The organism is Neisseria sp. 23W00296, from assembly GCF_044772855.1.
GTDB lineage: Bacteria > Pseudomonadota > Gammaproteobacteria > Burkholderiales > Neisseriaceae > Neisseria.
In genome coordinates, this window is record NZ_CP173024.1 from 580,410 (window position 1) to 597,222 (window position 16,813).

Consider the following 16,813-nt stretch of genomic DNA (forward strand, 5'->3'; position numbering starts at 1 on the left):
TTTCAGACGGCCTCCCGCTTTTTTAAGATTCCCCCCCGCCCGTCAAACCCGCACCAACGAAGCCATGACGCAATTAATGGTGCAATACGGCAGACAAGGCAGCTGTTCGCAGGACTACGGAGACTGATTGCCAACGAATCTTAAGGCCGTCTGAAAACGGGAGAATCCGCTTTCAGACGGCCTTTTTAAGGGTAAAGCCTTAGGGGCTGTTGACATTCAGCTTGCGAGACGGTTTTTTGAGTAAAAAATGCCCGAATGCAAGGAAAAAGCGCAGCAATGTTGGACACCTTGCGAGCATTTTTGACGCGGCAGGCGGGTATTTTTTGCCAAAAACACCGCCGCAAGGCTGATTGTCAACAGACCCTAAGTCAACGCCTCTTTCACCGCGCGGTATGCTTGGTCGATGGCGTCCTGCACATAGGGCTTCCATGCCACGTCGCTGCCGGCCATCAGGATGTTGCCCAGGTGTTTTTGCATTTTCGCGGTAGTGTCCGCCGCGTTTCGCTCGGTGTTGAACAAATCCAACCGTTCGTAGCTGTAGCCGTGCGACCAGCGGTTGATGGAAACGTCGAGCAAGTCGTTGTCGAGATTTTCGCCCGCGAGCGCGTAGATGGCGCGGAGCTGTTTGAGCATTTCTTCTTTAATCGCGTCAAAGGTCATGCCCGCCAGTTTGCCGCGCCCTTTTTTATACATTTCCTGCGGCGTTTTGCCTTCGGTGGCGGTGGCGATGTGCGCCATGTGGATTACGATCGGCTCGTCGGGCGTTTTGGCGAATTGGTAGTCGCCGATGCTGACGGGGTCGTCCAGTTTCACGTCGCAGAAGAAGGCGGCGGGCGAATACAGGCGGTGTACGCCGAGTTTTTTGAAGGCGCGGGCGTTTTTTACCAGGGCATTGGCGTAAACCATGGGCGTGCGCGAGTTGCTCAGCTCGGCCGTTTTTTGTGCTTCGGGCATTTCGGGCATGATTTTCGCCGCCAGCGCGCTGTGTCCCGCGAAAATGCATTTCGCCGCGTCGGCGCGCGCCAAGTCTTGGCCGCTTGGGGTTTTGTATGCCACCGCCACGCCGTTTGCCGTGTTTTGCACAATCAGCGCGGTGCTGTTGAGGCGGATGCGGACGTTGTTGGAGGGCAAGTCGAGTTTGCCATAGTCAAACTGCGCGGTAACGATGTCTTCCATGGTATTGCCTGCGGCGATGCCGGGGATGAGTTTGCGCACCAAAAGGCGGGCGATGGAAGCGTTGCCGTCGGGGAAGTGGTAGATATAGGGCTCTTCGGTGTGGGCTGTGTGGCTGATTTGCAGGTTTTGCACGCCGGGGTAGCCGTCTTCCAGCGCGGAATAAACGGAAATGGCGTGGATGGAAATGCCCCAGTATTCGCTGCTGATTTGGGTGAGGTAGTTGAGGGCGCTTTCGGGCAGCTTGGCAGTGTTTTTCAGGAAATCGTAGTAGCTCGTGCTGTGGGCAAGCTCGGTGCGCTCGCGTTTGCTTTTGCCCTGCCAGTAGTCGGCGGGCTTGGTGTACAGCGCGGTGAGCGCGGCGCGGGCGTCTTCGGGCATGGGGAATTGGGCGATAAGGTCGGCGGATTGGGCGTTGCCGTTTTCAGGCTGTCCTGCGACGACGGCGTTTTTGCCGAAGGTGGCTTCGTCGAAGAATACGCCTTCTTTCAAGCCCCATTTTTCATACAGGGTTTGGTCGAAATAGCGGTTGAATTTGGTGTAGTCGATGCCGAGGTCGTGCAAGAGCTGCTTGGCTTGGCGCGAATAGCCTGTTTTTGGGGAGTCGATGGATTCGCTGCCGCCGTAGCCCAAGATGAGTTTGCCGTTTGCATTGAATTCGTTGCGGATGGCGTGTCCGCCGAAGTCCTGATGCGCGTCCAAAATCAGGATTTTGGCTTTGGGGCGGGATTTTCGATAGAGATAGGCGGCGGTCAAACCGCTTAATCCTGCGCCGATCACGATTAAATCGTATTGCTCGCCGGCTTTTTCGGGCAGGGTAACGCTTTGTCCGCGCAGGGCAAGGCCGTGGGCGGCGGCCTGGCTGCCGTCGTTGTCGCCCATCAGTGTGCGGATCAGCGCGGGCGGGTAATACGCGGCGGCTTCTTCTGCGGCGAGCACGCGGTAAACGGGGCCAGCGAAGGCGAATGCGCCGACGGCGGCGGTGCTTTTGAGAAAGCGGCGGCGTGTGAGGTGTAAGGGCATGGTGGTGTTCCTTTTTGTTGTGGTTAAAAAAGGGGCGATTGTACCGAAAGACGGAGCGGGCTTGAATGAGGCCGTCTGAAAGACAGCTTTTTGTGTGGGGAAAGATGGCAGGCGATGGTTTAACTTCGTTGAAGCCTGCGGCTTTCAGGCTTCTTTCAGCCCTGCTTTACTTACTGGCGCATATCGAATCAGCACGGCGGCCTGTTTTTCCGTACCGCCCAACGCTTGCGGCGCGGACGAATCGCTCACCTAAAAGCAAGACGAGTAATCCTTGTCAAAAACATAGGCATATTCGTAGCCGCAAAGTGCGTCCAAATTCGTCAAGTCCGCTGCTATTGCTTGCGATGGGGCGGCAAACAGCGGCAGGGCGTTGCCCTGAAAAACGTAGTGCCGCAACACATACAGCTCTTGCGCGGGAAACCACTCTGCCAATGCGGCGGGCGTGCAGATTTCTCCGTCTGCGGCGTAGAACGGTCTTTTAAATGAGAAGACGGTTTTATCCTTTAATTGTCCGTTTACCCGTATCTTTTTCACACCGATGTTGCCGTTAAAGAAACGCCCGATTAAGCGTCGGACGATTTTTTCGGCGGATTTGGGGGCGATAAGGGCGGGTAGGCAAATTCTTTCATGGCGCGGGTTTCTTTGTTGGAGAGGCCGTCTGAAAAGCCGGATAAGGGGTTTTCAGACGGCCTGATGAGACGAACTAATACTGCATGCCAGTAATACAAAGCCGTAGGCAAACCACAGCCAAACTGCCAGCGAAATCATCCGTTTGCCGCTATGGTGATGTCGTTTGTGACAGCCTGAAAGCAGGCAAACGGCGATTATCAGCAGCACCATCGCGGTGGGCGCAATCAGGCTTGGCCACTCTGCAACATGGGGCAGGTAGGCAAACCAGCCGATTGTGCCGGCCATCAGCCACAGCAGCACGGGCGAGAGCAGTATTTCCAGTGCGAAACCGGAATGCTGCATCGCGGCAGGCAGCGTAAACAGCATAAGCAGCAACAGCGTTGCAATATGCGGCAACAGCAGGACGTAGAGCCACGGTTTCAGGCTGCCGCGCATGGCTCGACCGTCTGCCAAACACATGGCATCCAACACGCCAAAAACGCCGCCTGCAACCGTGGTTGCCGATGTGGTGCAGGTGCGGTTTTGCAGCATTTGGCCGCGAAAGGCGTTGATGTTGGGGGTGTTGCACATGGTTTTTCCTTGCTCTTGGTTTGGCAGCCTGAAAGTGCAAAGCTGACTTTCAGGCTGCGTTTGGTTTTTAGCTTCGCTACTTTGCTGCACTGCGCTGCGCAGCCGGCATCAGAGCAAGCGTAGCCGTGTATGGCGTAGGGTGTGTAGCTTTGCCACACACGCGGTTGGCAGGTTTTCCGCCCAAGCCCGCGTGCGTGCCTGCTGCAGACCCCCAGCGCCGGCTGCTGGTTTAGTGTTTGCATTCGGGCCAGGTTTCTATGGGCAGGCAGTTGCCGTATCGAGCGTTGCATTGCTGTATGGCCTGCGATTGGGCGTCGGTTTCGGTCATCACGGGGAGTTGGTTGCCTGCGCCGCGGTCGCTGTTGAAGGATTCAATGTCGAGATAACGCACAACGGCAAGCTGCGCTTTGCCTCGGCTGCCTCTGCTGCGGGCGGCGGCGATGCACACGGGACTGGTTTCGCGCAGGAAAACGGCTTCGGGGCTGCATGCAGCGCGACCGCCGTTGCGGGCAGTTTCGTTGCACAGGCGCAAGGCTTGGCTGCGGGCGGAAGAGAATGTGGCGGGCGGCTTGCCGGATGCGCCGCTGCCGCCGCCGAGCGAGCCGTGCAGGCCGCCGGGTTCGAGGATGCCGACTACATGGCCGGGCTGGATGGGATCGGCCTTGATTGCTTTGTTGTTTAATCCCCTAGACCACCAATGCTGATTAGGCTGCTCGCTGTAAGGCTGTGCGTTGTTTGAAGTGCAGACTGCTTGCCCGACGGGAGTCTTCCACCCCTGCCGTCGGGAACTACACAGATTAGTGCGCCTCCGTGCAGTGTGCCGCCATAGGGGCAGGAGCAGCCTGCGGCGGCAGGTGCGGCATACAGCGCGGCGGCAAGGGCGAAAGCGTGGAACATCAGGGATTTGGGCGGGTATTTTTTGCTAAAAACACCGCCGCAAAGCTGATTGTCAACAGCCCCTAGTGTCTAGGCTACCCGAAAAATGGAAGCTGCGGTTCGGCGTTTCTTTGGTTGTGGGATGGTTTAGGCAGCCTGAAAACAGGCGAAGCGGGTTTCAGCAAAGCTAAAACGGCATCTAAAAATGTTTTCAGACGGCCTTTTGGCTTTCAGGCTGCCTACAAGCCCAACTCCCCCCACATCGCATCCACCTTCGCCGCTACATCGGCATCGCGTTCAATCACGCGCCCCCATTCGCGCTGGGTTTCGCCCAGCCATTTGTTGGTGGCGTCCAAGCCCATTTTGCCGCCGAGTCCGCTCACGGGGCTGGCGAAATCGAGATAATCAATCGGCGTATTTTCCACCAACACGGTATCGCGCACGGGGTCCATGCGCGTGGTAATCGCCCAGATGACTTCTTTCCAGTCGCGCACGTTCACATCATCATCTACCACAATGATGAATTTGGTGTACATAAACTGGCGCAGGAACGACCAGCAGCCCATCATCACGCGCTTGGCGTGGCCGGCGTATTGTTTTTTCATGCTCACGACTGCCATGCGGTAGGAGCAGCCTTCGGGCGGCAGGTAGAAATCGGTAATTTCGGGGAACTGCTTTTGCAACAGCGGAACGAACACTTCGTTCAGCGCCACGCCCAGCACGGCCGGTTCGTCGGGCGGTTTGCCTGTGTAGGTGGAGTGGTAAATCGGGTTTTCGCGCATGGTGATGCGTTCGACCGTGAATACTGGGAAATGGTCCTGCTCGTTGTAATAGCCCGTGTGGTCGCCGTATGGGCCTTCCAACGCGGTTTCGTTCGGATGAATGACGCCTTCCAGCACGATTTCGGCGCGAGCAGGCACTTGCAAATCGTTGCCGATACATTTCACCAGTTCCGTCCGCGAACCGCGCAGCAGTCCGGCAAACTGGTATTCGCTCAAGGTATCGGGAACGGGCGTTACCGCGCCCAAAATGGTGGCGGGGTCGCAGCCGAGCACGACGGCGACGGGATACGGCGTATCGGGATTGAGTTTGCGGAATTCCTGATAATCCAGCGCGCCGCCGCGATGCGACAGCCAACGCATAATCAGCTTATTTTTGCCGATTAATTGCTGACGGTAAATGCCTAAATTCTGGCGTTTTTTGTGCGGCCCGCGCGTTACGGTCAAGCCCCAGGTTACCAGCGGCGCAACGTCTTCCGGCCAGCAATGTTGAATCGGAAGTTTATACAAATCAACGTCTTCGCCTTCCAACACGATTTCCTGACACGGCGCGTTTTTCACCACGTTCGGCGCCATGCTCCAAATGTCTTTCAGCAGCGGCAGCTTGGAAAACGCGTCTTTGATGCCTTTGGGCGGTTCGGGTTCTTTCAAATACGCCAGCGTCTGCCCGATTTCGCGCAGCTTGGCGACGCTGTCCGCGCCCATGCCCATCGCCACTCGCTCGGGCGTGCCGAACAGGTTCGCCAACACGGGATAATCGTAGCGCGTACCGTCGGGCTTAATCGGGTTTTCAAACAACAACGCCGGTCCTTCGGCACGCAGCACACGGTCGGCGATTTCGGTCATTTCCAAATGCGGCGAAACGGGCGCGGCGATGCGTTTCAGACGGCCTGTTTGTTCCAATTGGGCGATAAATTCGCGCAGGTCTTTGTATTTCATGGGTAGTTTTCCAAGAAGGTTGGATTTTGTTTTGCAGACGGTTTTATCCGCCTGCACGGTTTTTTTTGACAATCGCTTGTCTTTTTAGTGGTTTCGATTGTGACGAGCTCCCGTAGGATTGGCAAGAGGCCGTCTGAAAATGCGGAAACAGGCTTTCAGACGGCCTCTTTCGTCAGTGCAGGCAATGAAAAACCGCCGCCAGAAACTTTGCTGACGGCGGTTTGCGGTATGGGAAAACCTTAGCGGAAGATGCGGACGATGCCGGCGACGCCGCCAATCAAGCCCGCGCCTGCGGCGGCAGTACCCATGGTTTGACGGATGCTGTCGTGTTTGTTGGCACGTTTTTCGCGCTCCAGAGCCAGCTCTTCGGATACGTTGGCACGCTGGCGGCGGTGCTGTTCGAGCTGGGCGCGGCTGAGTTGGGCTTCTTTGCGGTTGCGGCCGGCATTGATGGCGGCGTTGTCGTCGCCGATGGCGTAGTCGCCGACGGATTGGCCGGGCGCGGCGCAGGCGCCCAGTGTCATGGCAATGATTAAAGGCAGAACGAGTGCTTTCATAATAAAACCCCTATGTGGAAGATTTGTTTGTCGGTCGGATTAGCGGATGATGTAAACCTTGCGGCCGCGGTTGGCGCGGTTGATGGCATCGGCGGCATCCATCATTTCTTCGCGGTTTTCGCGGCGGCGCTCTGCGCGTTCTGCGCGTTCTGCGCGGTCTACCGATTCGGCGTTGTGGCGCAGCTCTTCGGGGGAGAGTCTGCTGACGTAGGGCTGGCTGCCGACGCAGGCGCCCAGCGACAGGGCAGCGGCGAGAATCAGGGCTGTTTGTTTTAACATAAGACGTATCCTTTTTCGGTGTTTGGAAAAAAATCCTTACGCAATTTAACAAATATGTGTGTTTGGGTCAAGATATTCGGTTGTTTTTTGGGATTTAAGGCAGATGTGTGGTTTGCATATCTAAAGAGGCCGTCTGAAAAACGGTTGCGGTGCTTTGATTCTAAGAAAATATCGTCGCTGTCTTTCGTGTACGGCAGGTAAAATGCCGAGCATATTGATAGGCGTTATTGCAACGTAAACAAATGTAATGCGCTGCGGTATGCGGGAAAACGGCGGCTGCGGCCGGTATTCCTGTTGCGTCTTTGCCATAAGGCCGTCTGAAAGGGCGGTGTGGCGTGGTTTTCTGTGTTTTCCAACTGTTTTGCGGCTGCGTTTTAACTTCGTTGAAGCTTCGCTTTCAGACGGCCTTTTTTCAGACGGCCTCTCCATGTTGCGGCCGGTTTTCTTTTTTACTCGCAAAACTTTACACAAGCCAGTATGATGGCGGCTTTACATCAAGAGGGGGCTGCCGAAAAAGCAGCCTTTGTTTTCCAACCAATCGGCAGCCGCCCGACGAGGGTGCCTGCCGATAGAGCAAGGAGTGTTTCCGTGTCCGAAAAACAATCAAAACGCGAAACTTTTTCCAGCCGCAAGGCGTTTATTTTTGCCGCCATCGGCTCGGCCGTGGGGCTGGGCAATATTTGGCGTTTCCCCTATGTGGCTTACGACAACGGCGGCGGCGCGTTTGTTCTGCCGTATCTCGTGGCGCTGCTGACGGCGGGCATCCCGCTGCTGCTGCTGGATTATGCCGTCGGCCACCGCTATCGCGGCTCGCCGCCTCTGGCTTTCCGCCGCATCAGCCGCCTGTTTGAACCGATGGGCTGGTGGAACGTGATGGCCAACGTGGTTATCTGCGTTTATTACGCCGTGATTCTCGGCTGGGCGGCCAGCTATACTTGGTTTTCGTTCACCGGCGCATGGGGCGCCGACCCGCAGGCTTTCTTTTTCAACGATTATCTGAAAATGGCGAAAGACGCAGGCGTGAGCTTCGATTTCGTCGGCGGCGTGTTCGGCCCGCTGGTGGCCGTGTGGCTGTTTACCGTTGCCATTATGGCCTTCGGCGTGCAGAAGGGCGTGGCGCGCGCCTCGTCGTTTTTCATGCCGCTTTTGGTGGTGATGTTTGTCGTGATGGTGGCTATCTCCCTGACGCTGCCGGGCGCAGCCAAAGGCTTGGACGCGCTGTTTACGCCCGACTGGTCCAAGCTGAAAAACCCCAGCGTGTGGGTGGCGGCCTACGGGCAGATTTTCTTCTCCCTCTCCATCTGCTTCGGCATCATGATTACCTACTCCTCCTATCTGAAGAAAAAATCGGATTTGGCGGGCACGGGTTTGGTCGTCGGCTTTGCCAACAGCAGCTTCGAGCTTCTGGCCGGTATCGGCGTGTTTGCCGCGCTGGGCTTTATGGCGCAGGCTTCGGGCAAGGAAGTGGGCGAAGTGGCCGCTTCGGGCATCGGCCTGGCCTTTGTCGCCTTCCCGACTATCATCAACCAAGCGCCCTTCGGCCAGCTTCTCGGCCTGCTGTTTTTCGGTTCGCTGGTGTTTGCGGGCATCACCTCGCTGATTTCCATTGTCGAGGTGATTGTGGCGGCGGTTCAGGACAAATGGCGCATCAACCGCGTGGCCGCCACGCTGACCGTGAGCCTGCCGATGATGGTTATCTCCTCGCTGCTGTTCGGTACAACCACCGGCCTGCCCGTGCTCGACGTGCTCGACAAATTCGTCAATATCTACGGCATTGTCGCCGCCGGTTTTGTTTACGTCCTGCTGATTGCCCTCTCCGGCAACCTGCCCAAGCTGGCCAAGCACATCAACGCCATTTCCTCGTTCAAAGTCGGCATGGTTTGGTATGTCTGCGTGCTGGGCACGTTCTGCGTGCTGGGTTACATGCTGTTCAGCGACAGCCAAAAACTCTTGTCCGAGAATTACAGCGGCTATCCCGACTGGTTTTTGAACATATTCGGCTGGGGCATGTCGCTGGCGCTGGTGGGCGCGTCCGTGCTGCTCTCCTTCCTGCCCTGGCATAAGGAAGAGCCGTTTGACGCCGATGCCGAAGAAGAGAAAGGAGACGAATAATGGGCACTTCCGCAATAATTATGATGCTGGCGGCGCTGGTGATTATTTGGGGCGGTTTCATCGTCGCCATCATCCGCCTGCCTAAGGAATAAGCGCAGCGGCGTATCCCGCCGCAGGAGGCCGTCTGAAAACCCGCAACACAGGTTTTTCAGACGGCCTTTTCGCTGTGTCAGGGTGTGCTGTATGGCGGGGCGCGCGGCCTTAGGGTGCAGGAAAGCGTGCGGACAGATAATAGGCCGTCTGAAAGCGAAGCTTCAACGAAGTTAAAACGCAAAACGGCTTTCAGACGGCCTCTGTTTCCGACAGGCAGACACGGATGGCAACAGAGAAACGTTGCAGCCCGTTTCTTGTCTTTTGATAGCAGAAAGGCCGTCTGAAAACGGGTTTCAGACGGCCTCTTTCATCGGTTGTCAATACGGCGCGGAAGAAGGAATCAGTTGCCCGCTTTGATTTTCTGCCACAGATCCACGGTCTGTTTCTTCGCTTCGTTGCCCATCTGCGGCATGACGAAGCCGTCGGCCATGTCCTGATCGTTTGGGAAAATCGAGCGCACGTCTACCAGCTTCGGATCCATCAGTTTCTTCGCGGGCAGGCTGGCCGGGGCGAAGGTGACGAAGTTGCCGTTGCGCGCGGCGATTTCGGGGTTCAGCGTGTAGTCGATGTATTTGTGCGCGTTGGCGACGTTTTTCGCATCGGCGGGAATCAGCCAGGATTCGATCCAGAAGCCCATGCCTTTCGGTGTCAGCACTTCGATGCCTTCTTTGCGGCCGATTTCTTCCGAGCGTTTTTTCGCCATGTTCAGATCGCCGCCGTTGCCGACCGCCAGGCAGACGTCGCCGCGCGCCAGCTCGTCAATCAGCGAGGGGCTGAAGCGTTTGATGTCGGGGCGCACTTTTTTCAGCACTTCCGCCGCTTCGGCAATGTCGGCGGGGTTGGTGCCGGCCGGGTCTTTGCCCAGGTATTTGAGCAGGATGGGGAAGACTTCGCTGGGGCTGTCCCACATGGCGATGCCGCAGCTTTTGAGTTTGGACGTGTATTCGGGTTTGAACAGCAGATCCCAGCCGTTTTCCGGCAGTTGGCCGCCGAGCGCGGCCTTGCCTTTTGCGGTGATGGCGACGGTGTTCACGCCCGAGAAGTAGGGCACGGCATATTCGTTGCCCGGGTCGGCCGTGGCCAGCATTTCGAGGAGTTTGGGGTTGATGTTTTTGTAGTTGGGAATCAGGTCTTTGTTGATTTTCTGATAGGCGCCGGCCTGAATCTGGCGCGGCAGGAAGGCGATGCCGGGCACGACGAGGTCGTAGCCGGATTTGCCGGTCAGCACTTTGGCTTCCAGTGTTTCGTTGTTTTCGTAAAGGTCGTAAACCAGTTTGAGCTTGTTGGCTTTTTTGAATTCGTCGACGGTATCTTCGTCGACATAGTTCGACCAGTTGTAGATGTTCAGCGCGTCGGTGGCGCCGCTATTGGCAGCAGTTGCAGGCGTTTGGCCGTTGGTTTCCGAAGCGGCTTGTTCTTTGTTTCCGCCGCAGGCGGCCAGTGCCAGTGCAATCATTGCGGTCAATAATGTTTTTTTCATGATGGCTATCATTCCTTGCTGTTGATAAATAAGGGAAAACAGCCGACGGTAATGCTGTCGGCAGATAGCAGATTGTAATGGTCTTTTTACAGAAAATCAAAATATTAAACATTTCTCCCGCCTGCCTGCCGTGTGGTCGGGACTGGTGTTTTGTCGTTTTTGCGCACGATGCGCGCGCAAAAGGCCGTCTGAAAAGGAGTAGTCCAACAAAAATCTTGCATCGCACGGGTTTGGCTATTAGAATGCCGCGTTTACGAAATTTGATTTATTCAGGAGATATCCGATATGGCCAATAGCGCACAAGCCCGCAAGCGCGCCCGTCAGGCGGTGAAAAACCGCGCCCACAACGCCGGTCTGCGTACCGCATTCCGCACTGCCGTGAAAAAAGTTCTGAAAGCCGTTGCCGCAGGCGACAAAGCCGCCGCTCAGGCTGTTTATGTTGAGTCCGTCAAAGTGCTCGACCGCATCGCCGACAAAGGTGTGTTCCATAAAAACAAAGCCGCCCGCCACAAAAGCCGTCTGTCTGCCAAAGTGAAGGCAATGGCCTGATTGGTTTGAAGCTGCTGCACCATGCCCCCGAGACGGCCGCCATGCGGTTGGCGGGGGTTTTTTACGGTTATTGCAAAACGGCCGCCCGGCTGCGGGCGGCGGATTGCGGGGAAAACGGATACAGATGAATTGTTTGAAGGATGTCTTATGAAAACAAACCGTTATTTGCCGGCGGCTTTGGCCGTTGCGCTGCCTTTCGCCGCTTATGCCGCCGAAGATGCCGCCCTGCAATGCACTCTGTTGCAGGACAATGCCCTGCGTCTGGCCTGTTACGACAAAATTTTTGCCGCCCAACTGCCGCCTGTGAAGGCAATCGAAGCGCCCGCAGCCGAAGTCAAGCCGCAGCCGGATGTGGTGCGCAGCATACAGGACAGCGTTGAGCGCAAAGAGCCTGCGCTGGTGTTTGAAAAAGAAGGCCAATTCGAGCCTTCGGCTGAGCTGGCGGAAGCTGCCGAAGCCTACACGCCGCTGAGCCGGATGTACGATTTGGATGCCAACTCCTCCGGCGGCCTGCTCACCGTGCGCGAACACAACCCGATGTATCTGATGCCCGCGTGGTACAACAGCAGCCCCAACCGCAAACCCTCGTCGCCGACGCTCGGCGTCACCACGGCCGAGCGTTTCACCGACCAAAAACGGACGGAAACCAAAATGCAGGTTTCCTTCAAAAGCAAAATCGCCGAAGACCTGTTCAAAAGCCGCGCCGATTTGTGGTTCGGCTACACCCAGAAATCAGACTGGCAGATTTACAACCAGGGCAACCGCTCCGCTCCCTTCCGCAACACCGACTACGAGCCGGAAATCTTCATCACCCAGCCTGTCAAATCCAAGCTGCCCTTCGGCGGCAGGCTGCGCATGCTCGGCCTGGGTTTCGCCCACCAGTCCAACGGCCAGAGCCGCCCCGAATCGCGTTCGTGGAACAGGGTTTACGCCATGGCAGGCATGGAGTGGGGCAGGCTCACCGTCATTCCGCGCGTCTGGACGCGTGTGTTCGAGAAAAACAACGACGACAACGACAACCCCGATCTCGCCAAATACATGGGCTACGGCGATTTGAAACTGCAATACCGTCTTGCCGACAAACAAAACCTCTCCGCCACCCTGCGCTACAACCCGCGCAGCGGACGCGGCGCGGCCGAAGCCGCCTACACCTTCCCCATCAAAGGAAAATTGCAGGGTATCGTGCGCGGCTTCCACGGCTACGGCGAAAGCCTGATCGACTACAACCACAAACAAAACGGCATCGGCATCGGTCTGATGTTCAACGGCTGGGATGGCTTCTAGGGACTGTCGACAATTGGTATTGTGGCGGCTTTTGCGCCATCAAACGGCATTTGCTGCTTTCTGACGCAAAGTCCGCTTCACAAACCGATTGGCAACAGCTCCTGAACCGTTTTCAGACGACCTCATCCCCTTTGCCGCCCTTTATTTCAGACGGCCTCATGCCTTTTATGCGGTACAGAGGCCGTCTGAAACCACCCCGTCAGAAAAAACGCAATGGCAGAACAAACTCCGGAAAAAGAAAAAAACACCATCGGCAAAGCATTGAAAAAATACATGCTCACCGGCGTCCTCGTGTGGATGCCCATCGCCGTTACCGTGTGGGTCATCGGCTACATCATCAACGCCACCGACCAGCTCACCGCCCTGATTCCCGCCCAATGGCAGCCCGAACGCTATCTCGGCTTCCGCGTTCCCGGCACAGGCTTCATCGTCGCCCTCGCCGTTCTCTTCCTCACCGGCGTGTTTGCCGCCAACATGCTCGGCCGCAAAATCCTCGAAGGCTGGGACAGCCTGCTCGGCCGCATCCCCGTGGTCAAATCCATCTATTCCAGCGTCAAAAAAGTGTCCGAATCGCTGCTCTCCGACAACAGCCGCTCCTTCAAAACCCCCGTGCTCGTCCCCTTCCCCCAGCGCGACATCTGGACCATCGGCTTCGTTTCCGGCAGCCTGCCCGACAACATCGCCGCCGCCCTGCCCGACGCCGCGCCGCGCATCCCCGTGTACGTCCCCACCACCCCCAACCCCACCGGCGGCTACTATATTCTGGTTAAACAAAGCGACATCCGCGAACTCGATATGAGCGTGGACGAAGCCCTAAAATACGTCATCTCGCTGGGCATGGTACTGCCCGACGAAGCCGCCGCCAAAGCGCAGAGCGACGCGCAAAGGCCGTCTGAAAACACACCTGAAAGCAATGTTTGATTGGTATTAAAACCGACGCAACTCTACCTGAAATGACCGCAAAGCATTAAAATCCGCCTGTTTTGTTTTAAGCTCTGTTAAGGCCGGGCCGTTTCAGACGGCCTCCCCTCTAAACAAACAACCGACAGCGAAAGAAACCGATATGCTCCGCACCGTAAAAATCCTCACCGCCCTCACCCTCGCGCTGGCCGTTGCCGCCCCCGCCGCCGCCAAGCCTGCGCAGACCGGCCAAAAATCCGAACAGGTCAGCCAAAAAGACGCCGACACCTATCTCTTTGACCTGCTGAAAAAACCCGCCTACCGCAAAGTGTGGCGCAGCCAAATCGTGCCGCACACGCCCAAAAGCGACAGATATTGGATTAAAGACGCCGACGGCCCCACCGCTCCCGAAGGCGCGGTAACGGTGGACGGCAAACGCTACATCGCCACCACCATGTGCCAGCCGCACAACTGCATCAGCAACAGCATCTACATCCTGCTGAACAAACAGCGCGCCGTGGTGCTGCACCGCGAAAGGCACACCGTTGAAGGCACCTACGAGTTCCGCTACACCGACCGCTACTACGGCAAACCCACCGAAGCCGAACAAGCAGCCCTGCAGAAACTCGCCGCCGACGAAGAAGAAAAATAAACCTTTTCAGACGGCCTCAGAGGCCGTCTGAAAGCCCGATTAAAACCGCACAAAGTTTTGCAATCCGCCCGTTTGCCCTTTTCAGGCAGCCTGAAAAGGCTTTAACCCGTTTTATCAAAAGCCCGCCATGCCCCGCCTTGCCCGAATTGCCGCCGCCCTTGCCCTGATGCTGGCCGTTACCGCTCCCGCCGCCGCCAAATCCGTAGAAATCGAATGGATGGCCGATCGCCATCTGTCCGAGCTGCTCAAAAAACCCGCCTACCGCCAAGTCTGGCGCAGCCAAATCCTGTCCGAAGTCCCCGCAGAAGACCAAGCTTGGATTCAAGACGCCCTGAGTTCGAGCGGCCCCCACGGCGAAGTAAGGGTAAACGGCAAACGCTATCTCGCTTCCACCCTGCGCCATCCGCACGACGACAACAAGCTCTATATCCTGATCAACGAACAACGCGCCGTGGCGGCACACGCGCAGTTTCACGAACCGCACCGGATGCCGGCACACAGCGAACCTTACCAACGCACCGAAGCCTTCACGCTCCGCCACTACGGCCGGCCCGACCAAGCCGAAAAAGAAGCCCTGAGAGAACTGATATTTCAGTAATGGAAGGCGGAAGCCGAAGAAAATGCCCGGCAAAAACCGGATACCAAAAACGAATAAACCTTTTCAGGCTGCCTAAAAAGAGCCACCATGCAAGTAGAACCCAGTTATTACAACCTATCGCGCCCTGCCGATTATTATTTCTGCGTGGGCGATTGCGCGTTTATTGACTTCATCAACCACGGCGAAGCCGTTTGTTTACGGCGCATCTCGTTTGACGGCTACGGCTGCTGCGATGTAGAAACCGCCCAAGCCATCGCGCTTGATGTCCACGACAGCACCGCCATTAAACGCATTTGGCAACATTATGCGTTTGGAGAAACCGTATCCGAACCCGAGCTGTTCAAACAAATTGTTAAAAGAACGCTTACCGCCAACCGTCATTTGCTGTGGGAAGATGCCCTTGCAGAATACGATTTAATTGAGGCAGCCTGAAAACAGTTTCTAAAACCCCTTTTCCCCTACTTTATTATTGAAACCAGAAAGAAAAACCATGCGTACCAACTATTGCGGCCTTATCAGCGAACAATATCTCGACCAAACCGTAACCGTCAAAGGCTGGGTGCACCGCCGCCGCGACCACGGCGGGGTGATTTTCATCGACCTGCGCGACCGCGAAGGCATCGTCCAAGTCGTGATCGACCCCGACACGCCCGAAGCCTTTCAGACGGCCGATTCCGCCCGCAACGAATACGTTTTGAGCATTACCGGCCGCGTGCGCAACCGCCCCGAAGGCACCACCAACGACAAAATGGTGTCCGGCAAAATCGAAATCCTCGCCAAAGAAATCGAAGTGTTGAACGCCGCCGCCACGCCGCCTTTCCAAATCGACGACGAAAACATCAGTGAAAACGTGCGCCTGAGCAACCGCGTCATCGACCTGCGCCGCCCCGTGATGCAGCGCAACCTGCGCCTGCGCTACCAAGTGGCGATGGGCGTGCGCCGCTATCTCGATGAACAGGGCTTTATCGACATCGAAACCCCGATGCTCACCCGCTCCACCCCCGAAGGCGCGCGCGATTATCTCGTACCCAGCCGCGTGCACCCGGGCGAATTTTTCGCCCTGCCGCAGTCGCCCCAGCTGTTCAAACAACTCCTGATGGTGGCCGGTTTCGACCGCTACTACCAAATCACCAAATGCTTCCGCGACGAAGACCTGCGCGCCGACCGCCAGCCCGAATTCACCCAGATCGACTTGGAAACTTCGTTCCTGAACGAAGATGAAATCATGGACATTACCGAAGGTATGGCGAAAAAAGTGTTCAAAGACGCGCTGGGCGTGGACTTGGGTGACTTCCCGCGCATGCCCTATTCCGAAGCCATGTTCAACTACGGCTCGGACAAACCCGATATGCGCATCAGCCTGAAATTCACCGAGCTCACCGACCTGATGAAAACGGAAGAATTCAAAGTCTTCCGCGCCGCCGCCGACATGAAAGGCGGCCGCGTCGCCGCCCTGCGCGTGCCGAACGGCGCCAAATTCTCGCGTAAAGAAATCGACGAATACACCAAATTTGTCGGCATCTACGGCGCCAAAGGCCTGGCCTACATCAAAGTCAACGACGTCACCAACCTCTCCAACGGCGAAGACAGCGGCTTGCAGTCGTCCATCGTCAAATTCCTGTCCGAAAGCAGCCTGAAAGAAATCATCGCGCGCACCGGCGCACAAAACGGCGATTTGATTTTCTTCGGCGCAGACAAAGCCAAAATCGTCAACGAAGCCTTGGGCGCATTGCGCATCAAAGTCGGCCTGGAACACGGCGCGGCCGACGGCTATTTTGTCGATGAGTGGAAACCCTTGTGGGTAGTCGATTTCCCGATGTTTGAATACGACGAAGAAAACGAGCGTTGGGCGGCCATGCACCACCCGTTTACTTCGCCCAAACCTGGCCATGAAGATTTGATGGACAGCGACCCCGCCAACTGCCTTGCCCGTGCCTACGACATGGTGCTCAACGGCTGGGAAATCGGCGGCGGCTCCATCCGTATCCACCGCGCCGAAGTGCAGGAAAAAGTGTTCGCCGCGCTGAAAATCACCCCCGAAGAGCAACAGGAAAAATTCGGCTTCTTGCTCGACAACCTGAAATTCGGCGCACCCCCGCACGGCGGCCTCGCCTTCGGTTTGGACAGGCTGGTAACCCTGATGACCGGCGCCGAGTCCATCCGCGACGTGATCGCCTTCCCCAAAACCCAACGCGCCCAATGCCTGCTCACCAACGCCCCCGGCGCGGTGGACGACAAACAACTGCGCGAACTCGGCCTGCGTTTGCGCGTGAAAGCGGCGGAAAATAAAGAAGCCTGAGCAGTTTGAAACAAAAGGCC

At 56.8% G+C, this 16,813-nt stretch carries 17 protein-coding genes; 9 read left to right on the forward strand and 8 right to left on the reverse strand.

Annotated elements, in window-relative coordinates; all coding sequences use genetic code 11:
* Positions 1-363: 363 nt before the first annotated feature.
* The 7 genes from ACG2K1_RS02990 to ACG2K1_RS03020 form a co-directional block, all read right to left on the reverse strand.
* Positions 364-2,196, reverse strand: coding sequence for an NAD(P)-binding protein (locus ACG2K1_RS02990; protein WP_395428064.1), 1,833 nt, complete (start codon positions 2,194-2,196; stop codon positions 364-366).
* Positions 2,197-2,445: 249 nt separating this feature from the next.
* Positions 2,446-2,730: a hypothetical protein gene (locus ACG2K1_RS02995; RefSeq protein WP_395428063.1), complete on the reverse strand. Its 285-nt coding sequence runs from the start codon at positions 2,728-2,730 to the stop codon at positions 2,446-2,448.
* A gap of 147 nt (positions 2,731-2,877) precedes the next feature.
* Positions 2,878-3,396 carry a hypothetical protein gene (locus ACG2K1_RS03000; RefSeq protein ID WP_395428061.1) on the reverse strand — a complete coding sequence of 173 codons (519 nt, stop codon included), beginning with the start codon at positions 3,394-3,396 and terminating at the stop codon, positions 2,878-2,880.
* Positions 3,397-3,625: 229 nt separating this feature from the next.
* The gene (locus ACG2K1_RS03005; protein ID WP_036496262.1) at positions 3,626-3,928 is read right to left on the reverse strand and encodes a hypothetical protein; all 303 of its coding nucleotides are present in this window, start codon (positions 3,926-3,928) and stop codon (positions 3,626-3,628) included.
* Positions 3,929-4,511: 583 nt separating this feature from the next.
* Positions 4,512-5,990: a 4-hydroxy-3-polyprenylbenzoate decarboxylase gene (gene ubiD / locus ACG2K1_RS03010; protein WP_395428059.1), complete on the reverse strand. Its 1,479-nt coding sequence runs from the start codon at positions 5,988-5,990 to the stop codon at positions 4,512-4,514.
* Positions 5,991-6,229: 239 nt separating this feature from the next.
* Positions 6,230-6,547 carry an NGK_0946 family protein gene (locus ACG2K1_RS03015; RefSeq protein ID WP_009426514.1) on the reverse strand — a complete coding sequence of 106 codons (318 nt, stop codon included), beginning with the start codon at positions 6,545-6,547 and terminating at the stop codon, positions 6,230-6,232.
* Between the two features lie 39 nt (positions 6,548-6,586).
* Entirely contained in the window at positions 6,587-6,826 is a 240-nt protein-coding gene (locus tag ACG2K1_RS03020; RefSeq protein ID WP_036496265.1) for a hypothetical protein, read from the reverse strand.
* Positions 6,827-7,414: 588 nt separating this feature from the next.
* On the opposite strand from ACG2K1_RS03020, the gene ACG2K1_RS03025 reads away from it, so the two are divergent.
* Both ACG2K1_RS03025 and ACG2K1_RS03030 read left to right on the forward strand, forming a co-directional pair.
* Positions 7,415-8,938, forward strand: a complete 1,524-nt coding sequence (locus tag ACG2K1_RS03025; protein ID WP_395428057.1) for a sodium-dependent transporter — start codon at positions 7,415-7,417, stop codon at positions 8,936-8,938.
* Positions 8,938-9,030 carry a methionine/alanine import family NSS transporter small subunit gene (locus tag ACG2K1_RS03030; RefSeq protein ID WP_036496268.1) on the forward strand — a complete coding sequence of 31 codons (93 nt, stop codon included), beginning with the start codon at positions 8,938-8,940 and terminating at the stop codon, positions 9,028-9,030. The genes ACG2K1_RS03025 and ACG2K1_RS03030 overlap by 1 nt, the downstream gene beginning before the upstream one ends.
* Before the next feature lie 341 nt (positions 9,031-9,371).
* Here ACG2K1_RS03030 and ACG2K1_RS03035 read toward each other — a convergent pair whose 3' ends face one another.
* Positions 9,372-10,511, reverse strand: a complete 1,140-nt coding sequence (locus ACG2K1_RS03035) for an extracellular solute-binding protein (protein WP_036496274.1) — start codon at positions 10,509-10,511, stop codon at positions 9,372-9,374.
* Between the two features lie 285 nt (positions 10,512-10,796).
* Between ACG2K1_RS03035 and rpsT the strand changes: the two genes are divergently transcribed.
* From rpsT to aspS, 7 genes are all read left to right on the forward strand, one after another.
* Positions 10,797-11,060, forward strand: coding sequence for a 30S ribosomal protein S20 (gene rpsT, locus ACG2K1_RS03040; protein ID WP_009426520.1), 264 nt, complete (start codon positions 10,797-10,799; stop codon positions 11,058-11,060).
* 147 nt (positions 11,061-11,207) lie between these two features.
* On the forward strand, positions 11,208-12,344 hold the full coding sequence (locus ACG2K1_RS03045; protein ID WP_009426521.1) for a phospholipase A: 1,137 nt from the start codon (positions 11,208-11,210) through the stop codon (positions 12,342-12,344).
* A gap of 213 nt (positions 12,345-12,557) precedes the next feature.
* The gene (locus tag ACG2K1_RS03050; protein WP_009426523.1) at positions 12,558-13,265 is read left to right on the forward strand and encodes a DUF502 domain-containing protein; all 708 of its coding nucleotides are present in this window, start codon (positions 12,558-12,560) and stop codon (positions 13,263-13,265) included.
* A 142-nt stretch (positions 13,266-13,407) separates the two neighbouring features.
* A complete protein-coding gene (locus ACG2K1_RS03055; protein ID WP_395428054.1) occupies positions 13,408-13,896 on the forward strand; it encodes an Ivy family c-type lysozyme inhibitor in 489 nt (162 codons plus the stop codon).
* 127 nt (positions 13,897-14,023) lie between these two features.
* The gene (locus ACG2K1_RS03060; protein ID WP_395428053.1) at positions 14,024-14,494 is read left to right on the forward strand and encodes an Ivy family c-type lysozyme inhibitor; all 471 of its coding nucleotides are present in this window, start codon (positions 14,024-14,026) and stop codon (positions 14,492-14,494) included.
* Between the two features lie 87 nt (positions 14,495-14,581).
* Positions 14,582-14,926 carry a hypothetical protein gene (locus tag ACG2K1_RS03065; protein ID WP_395428051.1) on the forward strand — a complete coding sequence of 115 codons (345 nt, stop codon included), beginning with the start codon at positions 14,582-14,584 and terminating at the stop codon, positions 14,924-14,926.
* A gap of 58 nt (positions 14,927-14,984) precedes the next feature.
* A complete protein-coding gene (gene aspS / locus ACG2K1_RS03070) occupies positions 14,985-16,793 on the forward strand; it encodes an aspartate--tRNA ligase (RefSeq protein ID WP_395428049.1) in 1,809 nt (602 codons plus the stop codon).
* Positions 16,794-16,813 lie beyond the last annotated feature (20 nt).